The sequence below is a fragment of the Methanobrevibacter sp. genome (assembly GCF_045577275.1).
Taxonomy (GTDB): domain Archaea; phylum Methanobacteriota; class Methanobacteria; order Methanobacteriales; family Methanobacteriaceae; genus Methanobrevibacter.
In genome coordinates, this window is sequence record NZ_JAZNIB010000096.1 from 1 (window position 1) to 20622 (window position 20622).

Below are 20622 nucleotides of genomic sequence, written 5' to 3' on the forward strand. Positions count from 1 at the left end.
TTTCTTATTTTTTGTTAAATTTTTTTATTTTTATTATTTTTATTATTTTAATGAAAAGAGTATTTTTTTTATTTATATTACTCTAGGAAGTTTTTTGATTTTTTTTATTAATTTTTTAAAAAATAGTAGTTTATTAATAAATAATTTAATTTATTTAATAGATTTTCATACCTTTATCTTTTAGGATAGCTGCCAAATAGATAAATGATATGATAAAGAAATAGAATAGGACTTGTATATCCAATATTCCAGTTTCAACACCAACTATGGAGTAAGTTAAAATTATGCTGTATATTGCAATATAAAATGAATCCTGTGTGATTTTAATGATCTTATATCCAGTTCCTAAGATGAATCCAAGCAGGCACATCTCCACTGCGACACCAACTTTGCCGAAATCCACAAGCATCTGACCTAATAATGTAGGGGTTACGGTAACTTCTGTTCTCCAAGCTATTAGCTTACCCACCAGCATTCTTGGTCCAAGGTCGCTTCCAGGCATTGAACTTGCAAGCATCTTACCACCTAGGATTCCGAAATTGCCTGAAATCTGATTCAATAGGTTCAATACATGCATTGTAAAGTTAGCTCTTGATTCCAATGTTGAGAACATGTTTGTGTTTGAACTGATTGCAAGTTCATTCAATGACCTTAAATAACCTATTCCCATAATTGCACATACTCCAATCAATGCACCTAAAATAACTTCCCAAACAGATAGGATCTTGCCGTAATATCCAATGATTATCATCATTAGCAAAATTGCAATGATAGGTGTTCTGTATTCAAGTGCAAGAACTGTAATGATTCCAATTGCTGTCAATAAGAGGAATCTGAATCTTATTTGGCTGCGGCTGATTTTGCCTTTTTTGAACTGGTCTAAGTAGTGTGAAGCTATCAATCCTATTCCTGGAATAACTAAAAAGACAGGCATTGTAAATATTGGCTTAAGGGAATATCTTAAAGAGGATTTAAGTAAAGGCACCCCTCCAACAGATGCAATGCTTATGAATAAGAATACTATTCCCACTAAAGTGAGACAGAAACCTATTGAATATACATCTTTTGTGTCAAATAATGGGATTGTATTGATTATATCTTTGTCTTTATTGTCTTCTGCATTCTGATTGTTTAGGATAAATCTTGGTAATATTGTTGATCCTATGAAAAAGCTGATGAATGCAATGATTATTACAATCTGCAAATCCCTTGATACAGGATCTGTAGCAAGGAGTAAAAATAGTGTAAAAGTTACTAAAACGATAAGAGGTGAAAATATTTCCTCCCTTAATATTCTGCTTTTATTGAAGATAGACAAGAATTTTTCGTTAGGATATAGGCTCTTTAAATAACTGTTTAACCATTCCTTTTCAAAAAACCCAAGTATATTGAAAATAAGTGTAAATAAAAAGGATTTTCTAAGTATATCTTCTATATCCCTAGTGATTGTGCTAGTTATAGAATATATTAAGCTCATATTTTCACGTTATTAATTTTTAAAATTTATCAGTAATATTTCCAGGTCTTTAGTTTAGTCCATTTATTGACTGACCTTTGCCATTTTCAAGACATTGTAGGATGATTCAATAGCTTTTATATCTTCAGGAGTGCAATTATAGATTCTAATTTGTATTTGGCTGGTCTCGCCGTTGAATTCTCCCAATACTTTATTAGCTATTTCAAAGTCATTGCTTCTTGCCCTATTTATTTCAAGTATATTATTCTGGCCCATGCCTAAAACCATGCTAGGTTTCTTATTATTGTTTAAGGCATTCAATAACTTTTGATATTTAACATTGTCTAAGTTGTCTATGGCAATTGCTGTGCTGATTTCATATTCTGTTTCATCAGGAATGCCACTAATCAATTCGTCAATGTTCTGGATGTTTTTTGGAGAAACGCTAATGTCTGTTACATTTGCATATTGGTCTCCATTGCTTTCTAAACTTATCTGTTCGATGAATATGTCTGCATTAGGCACATCCTTATAGAAACCTGCAATCATTTTTTTGCCGTTATTGTCTATTAGGACATTGACTTTGTCCTTTTCACTTTCTCCAAGCCATAGAACATCCCCAGTTATCTTGACCTTTTCACCAGTGCTTGAGTCGGTTCCAACAATTGTGCTTGTTACCTTATTTCCATTATGGTAATAGTTCAAATAGGTTTCAAGTATTTTGGCATTGGTTGAATAGTCAAATGAAGTGGCTGAAGCATTTGATGAACCATCATCTACCATATGGTAAACGGCAAATCCTATTGCGCCGATTATACAAATTATTATTAGAATGTCAATAATTGTAATCTTGTTAAAAAATCCTGATTTTTTCATGATTTAACCTAGCTCTTTATTCTTCTTTCTTTAATTTAATGATTTAAGCTTATTCTTCGTATATTGCGCCTAAAGGACACATATCCATACATATGCCGCAATCGTCACAGCCATCTTTGATGACCATTGTGTACCCTTTTTTCTCAATTAGGTCTTTTGGGCAGACAGGTATACATTTTTCACATACTCCGCATTCATCCAAATCAATTACGATCAATTTATCGCCTCATAAACTTTTTTATGAATTTTGTCAAAGCAAATATATTATAATTATTAAAGAAATTCATTTCATCAATAAATTATTGAATTTATTTAATACTATTTTAAATTATAATATTCTATCTTTATATAATTTTGTAAATTTTTTATAAATTATCAAAAAACTAGTGCTCCAAAGCATTTCTTTAAGTTTTTATTTCGTATTTTTTCCTCTTATTTTTGTATATCCACAACCTTTATATATCATAAAGTTTAAAATAATATTGTTGTAATTATTATGCAAGGGTTCCCGAGCGGCCAAAGGGGAAGGACTTAAGATCCTTTGGTGTAGACCTACGAGGGTTCGAATCCCTTCCCTTGCACTTTTTTAAAATTTTTCTCGATTTTACTTGCCTTAGTGGCTCAGCCGGTAGAGCGCTACCTTGGTAAGGTAGAAGTCGGGGGTTCGAATCCCCCCTAAGGCTCTTTTTTCTAATTAATCTCAATTAATTAGTTTTTTTTATTTTTTTTACAACTCAGTTGTTTTTTTTTAATTAGTCTATTTAAGGTATCATTAGGTATCAAAATTAGGTATCATAAGGTATCTTTTAGATAGCACCTTTAAGTTTTTTATAATCGAATGATTAGTTTTTCTTATTTTAATTTATAAAAAATCAATTAGTTTAAATACTAGAACGTTTATATTTTATGTTCAGAAATTAAAAAACTATAAACTTGAAAAATATTTTAATCTATAATTTATTGAAACTATAATTTATTGAAACTATAATTTGAAACTAAATGAGGGTGGTAATTTGGTTAAACATTTCAATGTAATGATGGCAGCACTTATTTCTGGAACAGTGGCATTATTCACTTCTGTTTTAGGAGTTTCCGGTACCATCATTGGATCAGTATTAAGTTCATTTCTCTATCAATTGCTTACAGGTTATTCAGAAGAGAAATATGATGAAGGTGCAATTAGAAAACCTAAGCTGGCTAATGAAATTGTGTATATATTTCCATTAGTGGTCATAGGAATCATAGAATTGATATTTGCCCTATCCGCATTGCATTATGGATTCGAAATGATCTTTGGTTTTTTAGAATCTGCAGTGGCTAACAACTTATTCAGATTAATGGGACTTGGTTTAATCGTTTTAGGAGCTTACCCTTTCTTTAATTCAAATAACATCGATAAAAGGAATGGTGCTGTTGTATTGATTTTAGGAGTATTATTGCTTTTAAGAGGTTTGATGGATGTAACTGACATCACTTCAAAAATATTTTATATGATATTTGCAAGATTTGACATGTTCTTTGCATTCTTTGTTGTAATTACTTTAGCAGTTGTTATCATAAACATCTTAATATCTTCTGATAATGATTATTTCAAAAACAATGAGTTTGTAAAGAACCATAAGCATGTAAAACCTCATGCAAGAAAAGTGGATACTTCATTTGTAAAAAGAGGTCCTGCAGTTAAAGGAAGAGGATTCAGAAATCAACCAGATGCAGATAAACAGGACTCTATTCAAATAGATATTGATCATCAAGACAATATTCAAAACCCATATCCAGACCAAAATCAATATCAATACCAAGATCAGACTCAAAATCGCCCTCCAATATATGAAGAGGAAGTGATTCTAGTAAACAATCCTGAAGATCCGGATAATCCTATAAGAAAAAGAATCTTGAAAAAAGTGAAATCCGCTAATGGTATGGATGATGATAAGTATCAGGATATGTATATAATTGATGAGCAACAATAAAATTAGAAGTAAAAATATTATAATAGAAATAATAGAAAAAGGAAAATCATATTTTCCTTAATCTCTTTTTTTTAAAGCTTAAACTTTTTTTATTAATTTATTTTAATTAATTATTTTTTTAATTAATATAAGTTTTATATTAACTTATTTTATTTTTTCAAAAAGCAGTTTGGCCTTAATTGGACCTTCTCCATGTGTTTCCACATTTGGCACATCTGATGAAATAGGTTGGAGCCTCATCGGCAGACCTTGTTTGGACTGTCCACCAATATCCTTTTGTTCCTCCACATTTATAGCATGTGATCTCTTTTGTAGGCAAAGCGACATTATTGTTGTCTGTAACAATAACTTCGAGCTCCTTTTTTCTCTCTCCTTCAAACTGATACTCCTTTTCAATGTCTTCATCGGATATTTTATCCTCATATCCGCATTCACATCTGATCAGATTGCCATCAGGTATCAGTATTTTGCCGCAGTTTGGACAGAATCTCATTTTTTGTCTCCAAATTTCGATTTTTTAGAAATATTCTTAAAAATATAAAATATCATTGAAAAAAGTCTATTATCCATTTGTTCTAAAAGTTTTAATAATTTCTAACTTTTTTCTACTTTTTCATGATAAATCTATCATAATTCATCATTATTTATCATGGGGTTTATTAAATTTTTCCATATTTTTATCATAGATTCATAAAAATTTTATCATTTTTTTAAATGATTTTTCTATATTTCCATTTAGGATATTTTACTAAATTCTTTATAATTTTCCTATAATATAAATCTTTAGTTTTTTAATGTTTTTTTCACTAAATTTCCACTTATATAATTTATTATATTATATTTTTTTATATTTGTATCAATTGTTTAGGTAGCTTGACTTAAAAATACGTTTTTTTTCATTTTAAGCTATTCCTATAATATGGATTTTCAAAATATAATTTCCATAAGTATTAAAAAAATATCATTTAGTATTAAAAATTTTTTGAAATTCCTAATAATTTGTAATAATTTATCATGATAAATCAACATATTTATATACAATGTATATTAAAAATTATAGTATATGAAAGAATGGAGGAAATATCAATGATTGAAATTCGCTTCCACGGACGTGGAGGACAAGGTGCTGTAACTGCAGCAGAAATTTTGGCAAAGGCAGCATTTAAAGATGGTAAATACTCTCAAGCGTTCCCATTCTTCGGTGTAGAAAGAAGAGGAGCTCCTGTTATGGCATTTACCAGAATCGACACAGAACCTATCAATTTAAGATATCAGGTTTACAACCCTGATCATGTGATAGTTCTTGATGACGGTCTTTTAAGTGTTGTTGATGTTTATTCTGGATTGAAGGAAAATGGTGAAGTTATTATAAATACCCATGAGAAAGTTGAATCTGAAAAATACGATGTATTTGATGTTGATGCAACAGGCATCGCACTTGAAATTTTAGGTGTGAACATTGTAAACACCATTATTTTAGGATACTTTGCTAAGAAGACCGGTGAAGTAAGTATCGGTTCACTTATTGAAGTAATTAAGGAAACTTTCCCAGGTCCAATTGGAGAGAAAAACGCAGTGGCAGCTCAAAAAGCTTATGATATGGCTTAAGGCTGTAATAAAGATTATAAAATTGAATTAATTTATGAAAGGTGATTAAATGGTTTCTATTGGATGTGCAATTAGTGAACCTGGAAGTACACGTAAGAACAAAACAGGGAGTTGGAGAACTTTTAAACCAATCCTTGATAAAGATGCTTGTGTAGATTGCAATAACTGTCTCATGTTCTGTCCGGAAGGATGCGTAAACAAGGACCATGACATCGATTATGATTATTGTAAAGGTTGCGGTATTTGTAAAGAAGAATGCCCAGTTCAAGCTATTAAAATGGAAATAGAATAATTATATTCTATATTATGTTGATAATTGGATAGAAATGTCTATCATTGATAAAAAATAAGAGTGGAGAAAATTTTATGGCAAAAGAAATTATGACAACAAATAGAGCAGTTGCTGAAGCTGTAAAGTTAGCTAAACCACAAGTTGTTCCTGTTTACCCTATTACTCCTCAAACTACCATATCCGAATACCTTGCACAATTCGTAGCAGATGGTGATTTGGATGCAGAGTATATTAGAGTAGAATCAGAACACAGTGCAATAAGTGCTACTTTAGGAGCTTCTGAAGCAGGAGTAAGAGTATTTACTGCTACTTCATCTCAAGGATTAATGTTAATGCATGAAATATTGTTTGCAGCTGCAGGTATGAGAGCTCCAATAGTAATGGCAGATGCGAACAGGGCAATATCTGCTCCATTAAACATTTGGAACGATCAACAAGATTCCATCGCACAAAGAGATGCAGGATGGATACAGCTTTATGTGGAAAATGCTCAAGAAGGATTCGACACTATTCTTCAAGCATATAGGATTGCTGAACATGAGGATGTCATGTTACCTGTAATGGTATGTTTAGACGGATTTATTTTAACCCACACTGTCGAGCCAGTAGACTTGCTTGAACAGGCAGAAGTGGATACTTTCCTCAAACCATATGTGCCTAAGTTTGCATACTTGGATCCTGAAAGGCCAATGTCATTAGGTAACTTCGCTGACCCTGAATATTATACTGAAGCAAGACATGACATGCAAGTGGCTATGGATAAGTCTATGGAAGTAATCAAGGAAGTTGGTGCAGAATTCGGTGAAAAATTCGGCAGAGAATACGGTTTAGTTGAACCATACTTATGTGAAGATGCAGAAATTATTTTAGTCTGTATGGGTTCAATGGCAAGTACCGTAAGACATGTAATTGATGGTCTTAGAGCAAAAGGCGAAAAGGTAGGTTTATTAAAAATCAGATCCTACAGACCATTCCCATTCGAGGAAATTGATGAAATCGTCAAAAACGCTGATAAATTGGCAGTTCTTGACAAAAACTTCTCATTTGGTATTGGTGGAGCTCTTTTCGCAGACTTGAAAACTAAATGTCACAAAGAAACCTACGGTTTCATTTTAGGATTAGGTGGAAGGGACGTTATTCCTGAATACATTGAAGAAGCTGTAGAATTAACTAAAAATCCAGTAAAAGAAGTTACTTGGTTAGGCTTAAAGGAGGATGAATAAGATGGAGTTTCCTGAAGAAGAATTATTGGCACCAGGTCACAGAGGTTGCGCTGGTTGTGGAGCAGCTATTGGTGTAAGGCTTGCCCTTAAGGCATTAGGCAAAAACACTGTCGTTGCTTGTGCAACTGGTTGTTTAGATGTTATGACATCCCCTTATCCTGAAACAGCATGGGAAGTCCCATGGATCCACGTTGCTTTTGAAAATGCAGGTGCAGTGGCTTCCGGTGTAGAAAGAGCATTGAAGGCTCAAGGTAAGGAAGATGTTAATGTCGTTGCTTTCGGTGGTGACGGTGGTACAGCTGATATCGGTATCCAATCATTATCCGGTGCAATGGAAAGAGGTCATGATATAACTTATATCTGTTACGATAACGAAGCTTACATGAACACTGGTATTCAAAGAAGTGGAGCTACCCCTTACGGTGCATCAACCACCACTTCCCCGGCAGGTAATTTAAGTTTCGGTGAAGACAAGCCTAAGAAAAACATGGCTTTCATCATGGCAGCTCATGGAATTCCATATGTTGCTACAGCATCAATTTCATATCCTGAAGACTTTATGAAAAAGGTCAAAAAGGCAGCTGAAACCAAAGGTCCTGCTTACATTCACTTACATCAACCATGTACTACCGGTTGGGGATTCAAACCTGAACAGACCATTCAATTAGGTAGACTTGCAGTTGAAACCGGTGCATGGGGATTATTTGAAATTGAAAACGGTGAATTCAGAGTAACTTACAGACCTCAAGAAAGAAGACCTGTAGTGGAATACTTATCTGCTCAAAAAAGATTCAGACATCTTAAAGAAGAACAAATTAATGAAATCCAAGAATTCGTTGACAATCAATGTGAAGAATTAGGTATCTAAGGAGGGTCTCTATTGGAGAAATTAGTAGTAGATAATGAATTATGTGATGGATGCTTAGATTGCGAAAAAGCATGTGAAGGAGTCCATGGAGTTCCTAGAATCACTATTCATGAATTAGACGGTTCCTATTTCCCTATTCGTTGTCAGCAATGTGAGGATGCTCCTTGTGAGATAATTTGTCCAACAGGTGCAATGAGCAATTTAGGAGTAGATGTTACTAAATGTATTGCTTGTGGTTTCTGTGCAATGGCTTGTCCATTTGGTGCAATCAGCATTAAATACAGCAATGCTCACAAATGTAATCATTGTGCAGAAAGAGAGGAAGGCCCAGCATGTGTTCGCGCTTGTTCCAAAAGAGCTATTGCAGTTCATGACATTACTAATGTCATTAAAAGGAAACAAAGGGAACACATTGAAAAAATCTACGGCTTGGATAAACCAGCTAAGAAGAGAGGTCTTCTCAGTGTAATTACAACTGATACAAGAGCTAGAAAACCATTGGATGGAGAATAGAGGTGTTGAATATGGATGAATTAAAAGTTAACCCAGAACTTTGTGTAGATTGCGGACTTTGTGAACGTAATTGTCCTAACAATGCAATTCGTGTTCATGATGGAGTCCCTTTATTCTGTATGCATTGCAGTCCTGAAAAAGCACCTTGTCTTGCTGTATGTCCAAAAGGAGCTATTGTAGCTTTAGGTGGAGCAATTACCATCAAGCAGGATAAATGTATTGGTTGTGGATTATGTCATAGTGTATGTCCCATTGGAGCCGTCACCATTAATGAGATAGGTCAGGCTACCAAATGTGATCTCTGTGCAGATTATGACACTCAACAATGTGTTGAAGCATGTCCGACTCATGCACTCACAAATGATACAGAAAAGATAATTCATGATAAACAGGATAAAATATCCGAAGGATTTAAGAAAATTCAAACTTTACTCAAGTAATTTTTAAAGATTAATTTCTTTAAAAATTCTCTTTTTTTTATTTTAGACTATTTTTAAACTATTTTTTATTTTAAACTATTTTTTATTTTAAACTATTTTTTTTTTAAATTTTTTAAAACTCTACTTTTTATATAAAAATTTATTAAATATTTTTTATAGATATGATTTTATATCATCAATCAATAAGAATTTAAAGAAAAAGATTAATCTTAAAATCTTATTAGAATGCAAATATTTAAAAATATAATAAATTTTTATTGTTTAAAGGAGAGGATTTTATTTTAACTAGCAGTGTTTTATTATACATACAATTTTTACGTGAGGCTAGTGGAGGCATCTTTAATGATTTTTTCATGACTTGCACATACTTTGGAAACTTACCTATAATTCTATTCTTTATAGCCGTAATCTATTGGTGCTTTGATAAGAAATTAGGTGAATACCTATTGGTATCAATGTCTTTTGCACGTATAGTGGATGCATTTGCTAAAGTTGCAGCTTGCATATACAGGCCTTGGGTTATTGATCCAAACATTCATCCTTTGGAAGATGCATTGCCAGATGCAACAGGATATTCATTTCCTAGTGGGCATGCAACTAGTTCAACCGTGTTGTTTGCAGGTGTCTTGCTTAAAAAGAAAAATATTGTAAATAGCTTAAAGGCATTGTTGATAGCCAGCTTTTTAATCATATGCTTTAGCCGTCTTTATGTTGGAGTTCACTCAGTTTTGGATATGGTCTTTGGATTCATATTCTCTTTCATCGTTTTAATAATAGTCGGAAAGGCATTTGACAGATATGAAGACAATCCTAACTTTGACTTAATGGTTTTGATTGCAGGTATTATATTTTCAATTCTTTTAATATTATACTCTACATATAAGGCTTATCCAATGGATTATGATGCTGCAGGCAAATTAATTGTAGACCCTGCTAAAATGGCTCTCGAATCATTTAAGAATGCAGGATTTTCAATTGGAATACTTCTTTCATGGGTAATTGAAAGAAGATTCATCAATTTTTCCACTGATGGTTCAGTTGATTCTAAGATTGCTAGAATAATAGGGGGAGCTATAGGATTGGAACTTTTATATTATTTTATTGGCCCTAATATCGCTCCATTATTTGCTAAACAAGTCAGTAGTTTTATAGTTTACTTTATTTTCCCTGTTTATTTCATAGTGGTGGTGCCATTCTTTATTAAATTCTTCCAAAAACGGAGAAATAATATAAAGACAAATTAAATTATTTTTTTTACATTTTCTTCTTTTTATAAATTTAATAAATTATTTAAATAAATAAATTAAATATTTTATTATATTATTTAGAAAATTTAAAATTTAAAATTTAAAATTTAATTATTTCTCTTTAACTCAATTTATGTGATTTTATGATAACAGAAAAACAAATTGAAGATACCATTTATCAATTATACAAACAGGCTGCTATCGTTCTTCAAGATGATGTCAAATGCGCACTTGAAGATGCTCTTAAACGTGAGGATAGTGACTTAGGTAAGCTAAATATTGAAGCTATCTTGAAGAATATTGAACTTGCAGAAGAAAAGTCAATTCCGATGTGCCAAGATACAGGTCTCCCTATAATTTTTGTAAAGCTTGGTAAAGTTCATGTTGAAAATCTTTATGAGGCAATCAAGAAAGGAGTTGCAAAAGCAACTGCAGAAGTTCCACTTAGACCAAATGTGGTTGATCCTATTACCAGAAAGAACTCAGGCAATGTAGGAGATAAAGTGCCTATTGTAGATATTGAATTAATAGACGAAAACTACATAGAATTTACCATCATGCCTAAGGGATTCGGTAGTGAAAACAACAATGCCCTTAAGATGGCACTTCCTGCTGAAGGAATCGAAGGCGTCAAGGACTTTGTTGTGGAAACTGCACTTAAGGCAGGAGGTAAGCCATGCCCTCCTATCGTAGTAGGTGTTGGAATCGGCGGAAGTTCTGATATGGCATTGAAATTAGGTAAGAAAGCACTTCTTGGAAAGGTTGGAGAGCGTAATCCAGACCCAACAATTGCTGAAATGGAACTTGAATGTCTTGAAAGAATCAATAAGGATGGAAAAGGGCCAATGGGTCTTGGAGGAAGAACAACTGCACTTGATGTAAAGATCTTGAAGATGGACACCCATACTGCAGGGCTTCCAGTTGGTGTAGTAATCCAATGTTGGGCAGACAGACATGCAACAGCCCGATTAGAAGATATTTAATTTTTTATTATTTTTTTTCAAAAGATTTAATATCTATAAAATTTATAGTAACATTAAGCAAAATGTTCGTAAAATTTATTTCCTCTGAGGTGATTAAGATGGTATTTACTGTTGAAGACATTCAAAGAAGAATTATTCCAATTGTTATGAAATATGGTATTAATAGCATCAGTCTTTTCGGTTCCTATGCAAAAGGAAATGCAAATGAAGATAGTGATTTGGATTTCGTTATGGATAAAGGGGAGTTAAGGGGTTTAATTCAATACATGTCCCTAGTTGAGGATTTGGAAGAGGAATTCAACTGTCATGTCGATTTGGTATCTAAAGGAAGTTCCAATAAAAAGTTTTTAAATGCCATTAGAGAGGATGAGGTCTTATTGTATGAACGAGAAAGATAAGAAGACTGTTGAAAGCATTATTTTTTACTGCAATCGTATGCAAGCTCATGTTAATCGTTTTGGTAATGATAAAGAGATATATTTATCTGATATTCAATTCCAGGATGCTTGCTCTTCAGTCATTATACATATTGGGGAATTTATTGGAAGATTATCTGATGAATTCAAATTGAAATATTCTGGCATTCCTTGGAGCAAGATTGTTGGTATGAGAAATATACATGCACATAACTATGAATCTGTTATTGATGAAATTATATGGGAAACCATTCAAGAAGATGTGCCTTATCTTAAACAATATCTTGAAAATTTATAAATGAATGATATTTTACTTTTTTTATTATGGGAGAATTTTATGATACTTATTATAACCGGGCACTTGGCCTATCCATTGGTAAAGGAAATGGCTGAAAAATCAAAAAAGGAAACAGTGGTGCATATAGCAGAGACACAAGTAGCTGCTTTTTTAACTCCTAATCAAATAATCAAGGAAATCCATGAGCATTTTGAAGATAGATTAGATGATATTGATTTGATATTAGTTCCAGGTTTAATAAGAAAAGATACATTCCTCATTGCAGAAGAATTCAATATTCCTTGCTATAAGGCATCAACTGATGCTGCAGACTTGGCTATGGTTTTAGACCTTGTCGATGATTTAGAGCTCTCACAGTCAACTCCTGCTGATAAATTGATAATAGAGGAAAAAAAGAAGCAAGCATTGAAATTCATCGAAGACTTTGAGAATGATATTGAAAAAAGAGATGAGCTTCTCAAGAAGGAAAACAATATTCTTGTAAGAAACTTGCCTGTTGGTGAGGATTTCCCAATGAGAGTATTGTCTGAGATTGCAAGTGCGCCTATCCTATCAAAAGAGGACTTGATTAAAAAGGCAGAATTCTTTGTAGCTTCCGGCTCTGACATGATAGACATTGGTATGATTGCAGGTGAAGACAGGTCTGATGAGATTCCTGATTTGATTGATACATTAAGACCAATTGTTGGCGATAGGCCTTTAAGTATTGATACATTGAATCCAAAGGAGATTGAAGCTGCAGTAAAACATGGAATTGATATGGTTTTAAGTTTAGATAATGGTAACTATAAGGAAATCTTGCCTTTATTAAAGGAAAAGAATGTTCCTGCAGTTATTTTACCAACTAATTTCTCTGAAGGATATGTGCCTCACACTCCTAAAGAAAGGGTTGAATCCATGCAAAAATTGGTTTCAAATCTCGATGGCCTTGAAGTGGTCTGCGACTTGATTTTAGACCCTGTCAACAGTTCAAGCCTTGTGGATTCAATAATTGCATTCCATGATTTCCATGAAGTTGACAAGAAGCCAATGTTCTTTGGTATAGGTAATGTTATTGAGCTTATGGATACAGATTCTGTAGGTGCAAATGCAGTTCTTGCAGGAATTGCAATGGAGCTTGGCGCAAGCATACTCTTCACTCCTGAAGAAAGTGGTAAGACCCATGGAAGTGTAAGGGAATTGGCAATTGCATCTAAAATGATGTTTTTAGCTAAAAATAGACAATCCATTCCAAAGGATTTAGGTGTTGACCTTCTTGTATTCAAGGACAAGAAGAAAAGGTTTGACTTGAAGCAGAATGAGAATGTTCCTATAGTCAAGCAGGATGCACCAATCAAGTTTGTAAGGGATAAGGCAGGAAGCTTTAAGATCAGAGTGGAACATGCAATAAGCGTTAAGGATTCTTATATTGTTGCTACTCACTTCAAGAAGACAAAGCCAACAATAAGCTTTGAAGGAAAAAGAGCCAGTGAAATCTATGAAGAGATTATTGAAAAGGGCCTTGTAACCAGATTGGACCATGCTGCATATCTTGGTAAAGAGCTTGAAAAAGCGGAGATTGCAATGCTCACTGGAAAAGAGTATGTTCAAGACTTTGACTTGTTTAAAGATCCTGAAGAGTTTATCAAGCAAAATTAGTTTATTTTTTAAGATTCTAAAAAAATATAAAATTAGTATTGATTTTTTAGGAGGCATAGAAATACCTCCCTATTTTTCTTATTTTACAACAATTTCTAAAGCATATAGTAAACAGCTATTATACTAGGTATCGCAAGAATTATTGTATTACGAATCATTATGAAACGACGTACTTTCCATTCTTTTTCTGTGAATTCTTTCATTTTTGGTATTTTCAATACGCTTAAGATAATTGTTGCCGCAAGGAAAATGAAATAAGCGTTTATTATAAAGAGATAACCTGCTCCAAGGAGCATGTCCCATCTTCCGTTTGCAATAGAATATCCGCAAGTACATAATGGAGGCATCAATGCTGTTGCAATTGCAACACCAGGGATAACAGTGTTTGTCTTATCGATTCTTGTCTGTCCTATAATACCTGCAAGTCCACCAAAGAATGCGATAAGCACATCATAAAAACTTGGGCTTGTTCTTGCAAGCAATTCTACTGTTGGCTCTTTAACTGGAGAGAGGAAAAAATAGATTGTTGCTGCAGCAATACTGATTGCAACTTGCATTCCAAAACCTGCTGCATAGTTTCTAAGTACAGGATAATCATTTGATACGCTTCCATATGCTGAAGCAAGAATACTTCCCATAATAGGGGAAATCAACATTGCACCGATAATCACTGCAGTAGAGCTCATATTAAGACCTACAGATGCGATTACCATTGCACATACCAATACACACAAATTGGTTCCTGTAATTATTCCACCATCCAAGAGACGTGAACGTATCTCTTCATGTGATGCGGAATCATCTTTTAATGAAAATGCTTTTCTTAAATGTTCTTTTATTGATTCATTTTCGTTTCTTAAATGTTCTTTTATTGATTCATTTTCTTCTCTCAATCTCATACTATCAGTTCCTTATCTCCAAAAAATTCTCGTTCATATAATGTATTTGGCTTTAATATTAATTAACTTAATCGTTTTAATTAATTATAATTTTCATGAAATTTTTCACAATTTCATGTAAAATTTTACCTATTTTTATAGTTATTTTTCAATTTAATAGATTTGGGGAATGTTTATAAAAAAGATATAAATATCATTACATATAAATTAAAAACTGGTGATTTAATGAATAATACAAAATTATTAGGAATTTTATTAATTTTATTAGGTATTATATTTATAGCCTACCCATTGGTAAGTGCAGGGGTAGTTTCTATAATTGCAGGATTAAGTTTAATATCCCTAGGGTTAGTATTGATCTTTAATGCATTTTCATTATGGAGTGTTGCTACTGGCAGGTCAGTGCTTGAAGTATTGTTAGGATTTTTATTGATACTATTAGGATTCTTGTTCTTTGTTGATTTAGCTCCATTAGCTTTCCTTACAGCATACAACTTCTATTTAATTGCAATCATATTGATGATTGTAGGTATTTTCGGTATTGTTTATGGTGAAGGCCTATCCAAATGGGGATCTGTATTGACATTGATTCTCGGTATCATTGCATTCTTCTTAGGTGTTTTCGCAATAACCGACCCATTACTTATCGTAGTTTTAGTAGGTGTTGTTTTAATCGTTAGAGGAGTGCTCTACTTTACTGTAGGCGGCGCTTTTGATAAGATTGATAGTTTCGAAGGCAATTAATTAATTCAAATTTGAGGAATTTTTTCCTCTTAACTTTTTTTAAACGTTTTTTTTTCATATTCTACTTTTATTCTTATTTTCATTCATTTAGAGAAACTTATCCTTTTTTAGGAGTATTTTAGAGGGATTTTCATTACCTTGATAACATAAACCATCATGATGAATGCAATAAGCAAGAATAATACTCCAGCGATAAAGATAGACATTATTCCGAATCCATCCACTAAAAATCCACCTATTGCAATTCCCAAAGCTATTCCTCCATTTAAAATGCTTAAGAATATTCCATTTGCAAGTTCTGGGCTGTCAGGAATAACAGAAGCTTCAATATATTGGATAAGATTGTATCCCATTCCATCAAGTATTCCGAATATCAGAATCAATATAAGAACTGGAATAAGATAATTTGCAAATAGGTAAAGAAGTACAAAGACTCCGCCACACACCAATTGGAAAATGATGAGAGTTGCCTTATCATGTTTGGCTATCAGTTTTCCTCCAAGCCATGTGCCGAATATTGAAAACAATCCGTAGATGAATAGGAATATGCTTAACTTATAGGTATAGACATGGCTGACTACCTGTAAGAATAATGGTTGATAATTGTAGACTATGCTTGCACCTATAGGCATCATGATTATTCCAACTGTTGCAAGAATGAATTCCTTTGACTTAAGAGATGAAAATGGCATTTCATATGATTTTGATTTTCCTTCAATTCTTGGGAAGAATATGATTATGAGAATCAAAGTTATGAAATTTATAAGAAAGATCCAAGTCATAGCCACTTGATAGCCGAATATTGTTCCAAGACCTGTTGTAATAGGCAGGCCTATGATGCTTCCAACTGATATTCCAAGGAGTATCCTTGTAATGTAATCCTGCTCCTCGCCTTTTGGAGCTATCTCTTCACAAACGGTAAGAGCTATTGAAATGAATGCAGGATAGAATACAGCAGACAATATTCTAAAAAAAGATGCAATGTATATGCTTTTTGTAAATATGATCGCTATATTTGATATTGCAAATACGGTTAGAATGCTTATGAATGTTCTTTTTCTCTCAAATCTTGAAAATAAAATAGGTATGAACAATCCACATATAGCTATTGTAAATGTAAATGAACTTACATAAAGTCCAGAAATGGCTATTGATGTATTGAAATACTCAGCTATTTGTGATATGATTCCAACAATGCTTAAGGGTGTATTTATTCCAAGTGTTGAAATCATTAGAATATAGAGAAGTATTTTAGGATTGGTTTTCATATTTTATTTTCCTTTGTAAAAATAAGTATTGTATATTTTCATTATATTTGTATAATTATTATTTATAACACATGTTATATATAGTTAATATCTTTAAGTTTATATGTACATTGTACAAATGCAAACTCCTCCAAATAGGAGAATTAAAACAAAGAACCATGCAACTATTTTTTTCATCTTCATTTTATCACAGGATGGAATTGTAATTTTAATATAATTTGTTTTTATATGAGAATATCTTCTTATTAGTTTTAATATTATAAAACAATAAATTATTTATATATATTAAACAAATATTTAATATACTATGTAATATAGTATATAAAATTCAATATAAAAAATTATTTTTAAAAGATTAATTTTATATTTATTTTTAATTAACTAAAAAAGGTTTTTAAATGACAGATGAAGAATTAACCATAGAAGAAATAGGAAAAAAGTTAGAAAGCACTGGTTACATCTCCAATAATGAAATCAGCACTTCCGTATTCTTATCCTTATCTTTAAACAAGCCGATCTTGATTGAAGGACCTCCTGGAGTAGGTAAGACAGAGCTTGCAAAGGCTGTTTCTGAATGTTTAGGAAGGGAATTCTTCAGGATTCAATGTTATGAAGGCATCACCTTTGAACAGATTGTAGGGGAATGGAACTATCAAAAGCAATTGCTCCATTTGGAAGCATTCAAAGGTAGCCAAAAAGGTGAAGAGTCAATATTTGAAGATGATTTCTTTATCAGAAGACCACTTTTAACCTCATTTATGAATGACAAGCCATCACTTCTTCTCATTGATGAAATCGATAAGGCGGATGAAGAAGTTGAAAGTTTCCTGCTTCAGGCTTTAGGTGAAAAGCAGATTACTGTTAACGATTTAGGCACTTTTGACCTTCAAAATGATTTGATGGTAATGCTTACTTCAAATGCTCAAAGAAACTTGCTTGAAGAGACAAAGGACAGATGTCTGTTCTTATACATTTCATATCCTTCAGTTGAACGTGAAATGGCTATTGTTAAAGCTAGAGTGCCAAATGCAGACAGTGGTTTAGTTAAAAAGGTTGTTAATATGGTTCATAGAATCAGAACATTCAACTTAAATAAGAAACCATCTGTAAGAGCTTCAATTGATTGGGTAAGTTCAGTAATGCATTTGGATAAAGATTATAAGAATGTTGATGCCGCACTTGAGGACAGTGTTGGAGTAGCTATCAAGACAGAACCGGACAAGGCTAAAGTAATCAAAGAGATCTTTAGAAATGAATATATGAACGATTAGATTAAAATTAAATTTAATTTTCTGCGCTCTAAAAGTTATTTAAGGTTTTAATATGGAAGAGAAAATCGTAAGATTATCAAATGATTTGAGAAAAAAGGGAATGCCTGTGAGCATTAGGTCTACCCAGTCTGCAATAGAGGCATATGCTCTCTTGGGAGAAGATGATGTAGGTCTCTTGAAGGATGCGTTCAGGTCAATTTATGTCAAAAGCAAGTATGACATCCCTAAATTCAATGAGTCTTTCGATGGATTCTTCGCTAAAAAGGTTACAAAGAATTTGACTGATGAACTGAATAGGTCCTATAGGCCAAATTCCATGAAGGGAAAGCTTTCACAGCATGAATGGAAAATCACCATGCAGAAGGGAAAAGGTGGAAAGCAAATCCAAATGGGTGCAGAACAGGCTATGGAATACTTTGCAGGAAGACCTATCCTTGAAGACAGGGACAAGGATCTTGCAAGAGATAATGATATTCTAAACAGTGATTTGTCTAAGCTTAACAAATACGATGAACGTGTATTTGAATTATGTGTGGAACTTGGAAGAAAGATTGCAAACAAGCAGTCAAGAAGAAAGAGATTGGCTCGTTCCAACAAGATTGACATGAGAAGGACCATGAGGCAAAACATGAAATATGGCGGTGTGCCGATTGATCTTGTTCATGTTAAGAAGAAACCTCATAGAAAACAGCATTTGTTCCTGAATGATGTCAGCGGTTCCTGTGAATGGATCAGCAGTTGGTTTTTCATGCTTATGTTTGCATGTCAAAAGACATTCAAAGACTCAAGAATGTTTGAGTTTGACAATAAGACAATTGAAACAACTGAATTTCTAAAAGAAAAATATATGGTTAATGCTTTTGCTGAAATCAGATTGCTCCGTATGCGTAATATGATGGTTAGGGGAACATCCAATATGTTCACTGCATTTGAATCCTTCATGAAGCAGGCGGATATAAGCAATAAGTCTTATATTATTCTATTGTCTGATTGCAGAGATTGGGCAGGTCCTAAGGTAAATGGAATACCTGCAAGTGTAGAGCTCATTTCCCAAATGTCAAGCATGGCTAAGAAAGTAGTTATTCTAAACCCTGAGGATAAGAAGAAATGGGATGTTGTTGACAGTTGCGTTTCATTGTATAGAGGCGCAGGTGCTCAAGTTTATGAAGTTAGCACATTGAATCAATTGGCGGAATTTGTAGCGGATATGTAATTTAAAAACCGATTAGTTAAAATGAATATAAAAAATTATTATTACTTTAAAAAAGGATGACTTTAATATGGGATCTTGTACTAAATGTGGAAATCCGAATGTGATTATAAAAAGAAAAGCTTCTGGACAGGCCTTATGTAAGGATTGTTTTATTGAAAGCATTGAAAAGAAGGTCAAGCAAACAATCAAAAAGGAAAAATTCCTTGAAAAGGGAGATAAGGTTTTGGTTGCATTGTCTGGAGGAAAGGATAGTGTAGTGACTCTTGAAATTCTCAATTCATATGTTAAAAGACATATCATTGAATTATGTGCTGTAACCATTGATGAAGGAATTGCAGGTTACAGAGAGGAAGGAGTTGAAATTGCAAAGGCACATGCTGAAAGACTTGGAATTCCTCATAAGGTTGTTTCATTTAAGGAAAGTTTTGGAATTGACTTGGATGAAATAATGAAGAGAGAAGGTCATAGAGGATCCTGTACTTACTGTGGCGTATTTAGGCGTTGGATAATAAATAGGGCTGCACGTGATTTTGGAGCGACAAAGATTGCTACAGGTCATAATCTTGATGATGAAACTCAAGCTATTTTAATGAATTACCTTGAAGGAAATATGGAGAATTTGGCAACAATAGGTCCTAAAACAGAATCTAACAGTGAAATGTTTACAGTAAAAATCAAGCCACTTAGAGAAATTCCTGAAAAGGAAATAGGTCTCTATGCACTTGCAAAGGGTCTGGATATTCATTTGGCTGGTTGTCCTTATGCTCAGGAATCATTCAGGATGGAAATCTCCAATATTCTGAAGGACTTGAGTAAAGACCATCCGACAATAATGTATTCTACACTTAGGGGATTTGATAAGATAAGGCCAGCTCTTCGTCAGGAACTGGCTCATGATTATGAATATGACAGATGTGAAAGATGTGGAGAGCCATCTTCAAATAGGTTATGCAGAGCATGTACCTTTTTAGAGGAATTAGGCAAATAATCTTTCAGTTAATTTTTTTTTTAAATCATTCATGATTATTAACAATTGTTATAATTTAAATATGATGATTTACATATTATCAGTGAAGGGATAAAAAAACTATAAGGTGCTTTTATGAGTTTTACATTAAAAATTAAAGATAAGGTAGAAGAAAGAGAAATTGATGGTGAATTGACAATTAAAGATTTATTAGATGATTTGGATTTATCTTCAGAAACTATGGTAGCCAAAAAGAATGGTGAAATTGTTATAGATGAGGAATCAATTGAAGATGGTGATGCAATAGAGTTTATTCAAATCATTTATGGAGGATAATTTTTCCTCTTTAATCTATTTTTTCTTTTTTTAATAATCTTTTTCGTATATTTTTCAATTTTTATAGTCCAATACTTTTTTTCAATAATTCAA

General features: G+C 32.8%; 23 protein-coding genes and 2 tRNA genes. 19 read left to right on the plus strand and 6 right to left on the minus strand.

Annotated features, from left to right (window positions below; all coding sequences use genetic code 11):
• Positions 1-154: 154 nt before the first annotated feature.
• The 3 genes from ACKI67_RS03255 to ACKI67_RS03265 all read right to left on the minus strand — a co-directional run bounded on the left by ACKI67_RS03255 (position 155) and on the right by ACKI67_RS03265 (position 2549).
• Entirely contained in the window at positions 155-1477 is a 1323-nt protein-coding gene (locus tag ACKI67_RS03255) for an oligosaccharide repeat unit polymerase family protein (RefSeq protein ID WP_407461960.1), read from the minus strand.
• A gap of 63 nt (positions 1478-1540) precedes the next feature.
• Positions 1541-2332, minus strand: a complete 792-nt coding sequence (locus tag ACKI67_RS03260; protein WP_407461961.1) for an adhesin — start codon at positions 2330-2332, stop codon at positions 1541-1543.
• 49 nt (positions 2333-2381) lie between these two features.
• A complete protein-coding gene (locus ACKI67_RS03265) occupies positions 2382-2549 on the minus strand; it encodes a 4Fe-4S binding protein (protein ID WP_394350204.1) in 168 nt (55 codons plus the stop codon).
• A 281-nt stretch (positions 2550-2830) separates the two neighbouring features.
• Between ACKI67_RS03265 and ACKI67_RS03270 the strand changes: the two genes are divergently transcribed.
• The 3 genes from ACKI67_RS03270 (at position 2831) to ACKI67_RS03280 (ending at position 4305) form a co-directional block, all read left to right on the plus strand.
• A tRNA-Leu gene (locus ACKI67_RS03270) sits at positions 2831-2913 on the plus strand.
• A gap of 29 nt (positions 2914-2942) precedes the next feature.
• Positions 2943-3015, plus strand: a tRNA-Thr gene (locus tag ACKI67_RS03275).
• Positions 3016-3345: 330 nt separating this feature from the next.
• Positions 3346-4305 carry a hypothetical protein gene (locus tag ACKI67_RS03280; protein ID WP_407461962.1) on the plus strand — a complete coding sequence of 320 codons (960 nt, stop codon included), beginning with the start codon at positions 3346-3348 and terminating at the stop codon, positions 4303-4305.
• A gap of 175 nt (positions 4306-4480) precedes the next feature.
• On the opposite strand, the gene ACKI67_RS03285 is transcribed toward ACKI67_RS03280, so the two are convergent.
• The gene (locus ACKI67_RS03285; protein ID WP_407461963.1) at positions 4481-4798 is read right to left on the minus strand and encodes a transcription factor S; all 318 of its coding nucleotides are present in this window, start codon (positions 4796-4798) and stop codon (positions 4481-4483) included.
• A gap of 593 nt (positions 4799-5391) precedes the next feature.
• On the opposite strand from ACKI67_RS03285, the gene ACKI67_RS03290 reads away from it, so the two are divergent.
• The 11 genes from ACKI67_RS03290 to ACKI67_RS03340 all read left to right on the plus strand — a co-directional run bounded on the left by ACKI67_RS03290 (position 5392) and on the right by ACKI67_RS03340 (position 13831).
• The gene (locus ACKI67_RS03290; protein ID WP_407461964.1) at positions 5392-5913 is read left to right on the plus strand and encodes a pyruvate ferredoxin oxidoreductase subunit gamma; all 522 of its coding nucleotides are present in this window, start codon (positions 5392-5394) and stop codon (positions 5911-5913) included.
• 49 nt (positions 5914-5962) lie between these two features.
• Entirely contained in the window at positions 5963-6205 is a 243-nt protein-coding gene (gene porD / locus ACKI67_RS03295; RefSeq protein WP_407461965.1) for a pyruvate synthase subunit PorD, read from the plus strand.
• Between the two features lie 74 nt (positions 6206-6279).
• Positions 6280-7428, plus strand: a complete 1149-nt coding sequence (porA, locus tag ACKI67_RS03300; RefSeq protein WP_407461966.1) for a pyruvate synthase subunit PorA — start codon at positions 6280-6282, stop codon at positions 7426-7428.
• Position 7429: 1 nt separating this feature from the next.
• Positions 7430-8296: a pyruvate synthase subunit PorB gene (gene porB, locus ACKI67_RS03305; protein ID WP_407461967.1), complete on the plus strand. Its 867-nt coding sequence runs from the start codon at positions 7430-7432 to the stop codon at positions 8294-8296.
• A 12-nt stretch (positions 8297-8308) separates the two neighbouring features.
• A complete protein-coding gene (locus tag ACKI67_RS03310; RefSeq protein WP_407461968.1) occupies positions 8309-8809 on the plus strand; it encodes a 4Fe-4S dicluster domain-containing protein in 501 nt (166 codons plus the stop codon).
• An 11-nt stretch (positions 8810-8820) separates the two neighbouring features.
• Entirely contained in the window at positions 8821-9249 is a 429-nt protein-coding gene (locus tag ACKI67_RS03315) for a 4Fe-4S dicluster domain-containing protein (RefSeq protein WP_407461969.1), read from the plus strand.
• 257 nt (positions 9250-9506) lie between these two features.
• Entirely contained in the window at positions 9507-10493 is a 987-nt protein-coding gene (locus ACKI67_RS03320; RefSeq protein ID WP_407461970.1) for a phosphatase PAP2 family protein, read from the plus strand.
• A 146-nt stretch (positions 10494-10639) separates the two neighbouring features.
• Entirely contained in the window at positions 10640-11479 is an 840-nt protein-coding gene (locus ACKI67_RS03325; protein ID WP_407461971.1) for a fumarate hydratase, read from the plus strand.
• A 98-nt stretch (positions 11480-11577) separates the two neighbouring features.
• The gene (locus ACKI67_RS03330) at positions 11578-11877 is read left to right on the plus strand and encodes a nucleotidyltransferase family protein (RefSeq protein WP_407461972.1); all 300 of its coding nucleotides are present in this window, start codon (positions 11578-11580) and stop codon (positions 11875-11877) included.
• Positions 11861-12193 (plus strand): DUF86 domain-containing protein, encoded by a 333-nt coding sequence (locus ACKI67_RS03335; protein ID WP_407461973.1) that lies wholly within the window; start codon positions 11861-11863, stop codon positions 12191-12193. The genes ACKI67_RS03330 and ACKI67_RS03335 overlap by 17 nt, the downstream gene beginning before the upstream one ends.
• A 39-nt stretch (positions 12194-12232) precedes the next feature.
• Positions 12233-13831: a dihydropteroate synthase-like protein gene (locus ACKI67_RS03340; protein WP_407461974.1), complete on the plus strand. Its 1599-nt coding sequence runs from the start codon at positions 12233-12235 to the stop codon at positions 13829-13831.
• A 95-nt stretch (positions 13832-13926) separates the two neighbouring features.
• On the opposite strand, the gene ACKI67_RS03345 is transcribed toward ACKI67_RS03340, so the two are convergent.
• Positions 13927-14730, minus strand: a complete 804-nt coding sequence (locus ACKI67_RS03345) for a DUF389 domain-containing protein (RefSeq protein WP_407461975.1) — start codon at positions 14728-14730, stop codon at positions 13927-13929.
• A 225-nt stretch (positions 14731-14955) separates the two neighbouring features.
• Between ACKI67_RS03345 and ACKI67_RS03350 the strand changes: the two genes are divergently transcribed.
• Positions 14956-15474: a DUF308 domain-containing protein gene (locus ACKI67_RS03350; RefSeq protein ID WP_407461976.1), complete on the plus strand. Its 519-nt coding sequence runs from the start codon at positions 14956-14958 to the stop codon at positions 15472-15474.
• A gap of 107 nt (positions 15475-15581) precedes the next feature.
• On the opposite strand, the gene ACKI67_RS03355 is transcribed toward ACKI67_RS03350, so the two are convergent.
• Positions 15582-16742 (minus strand): MFS transporter, encoded by a 1161-nt coding sequence (locus ACKI67_RS03355; RefSeq protein ID WP_407461977.1) that lies wholly within the window; start codon positions 16740-16742, stop codon positions 15582-15584.
• A gap of 398 nt (positions 16743-17140) precedes the next feature.
• Between ACKI67_RS03355 and ACKI67_RS03360 the strand changes: the two genes are divergently transcribed.
• The 4 genes from ACKI67_RS03360 (at position 17141) to ACKI67_RS03375 (ending at position 20529) form a co-directional block, all read left to right on the plus strand.
• Positions 17141-18013: an AAA family ATPase gene (locus ACKI67_RS03360; RefSeq protein WP_407461978.1), complete on the plus strand. Its 873-nt coding sequence runs from the start codon at positions 17141-17143 to the stop codon at positions 18011-18013.
• A gap of 52 nt (positions 18014-18065) precedes the next feature.
• Positions 18066-19226: a VWA domain-containing protein gene (locus ACKI67_RS03365; protein ID WP_407461979.1), complete on the plus strand. Its 1161-nt coding sequence runs from the start codon at positions 18066-18068 to the stop codon at positions 19224-19226.
• Positions 19227-19293: 67 nt separating this feature from the next.
• On the plus strand, positions 19294-20214 hold the full coding sequence (locus ACKI67_RS03370; RefSeq protein ID WP_407461980.1) for a TIGR00269 family protein: 921 nt from the start codon (positions 19294-19296) through the stop codon (positions 20212-20214).
• A 114-nt stretch (positions 20215-20328) separates the two neighbouring features.
• Complete coding sequence (locus ACKI67_RS03375) at positions 20329-20529, plus strand: MoaD/ThiS family protein (RefSeq protein WP_407461981.1); 201 nt, start codon at positions 20329-20331, stop codon at positions 20527-20529.
• The last annotated feature ends 93 nt before the right edge of the window (positions 20530-20622 follow it).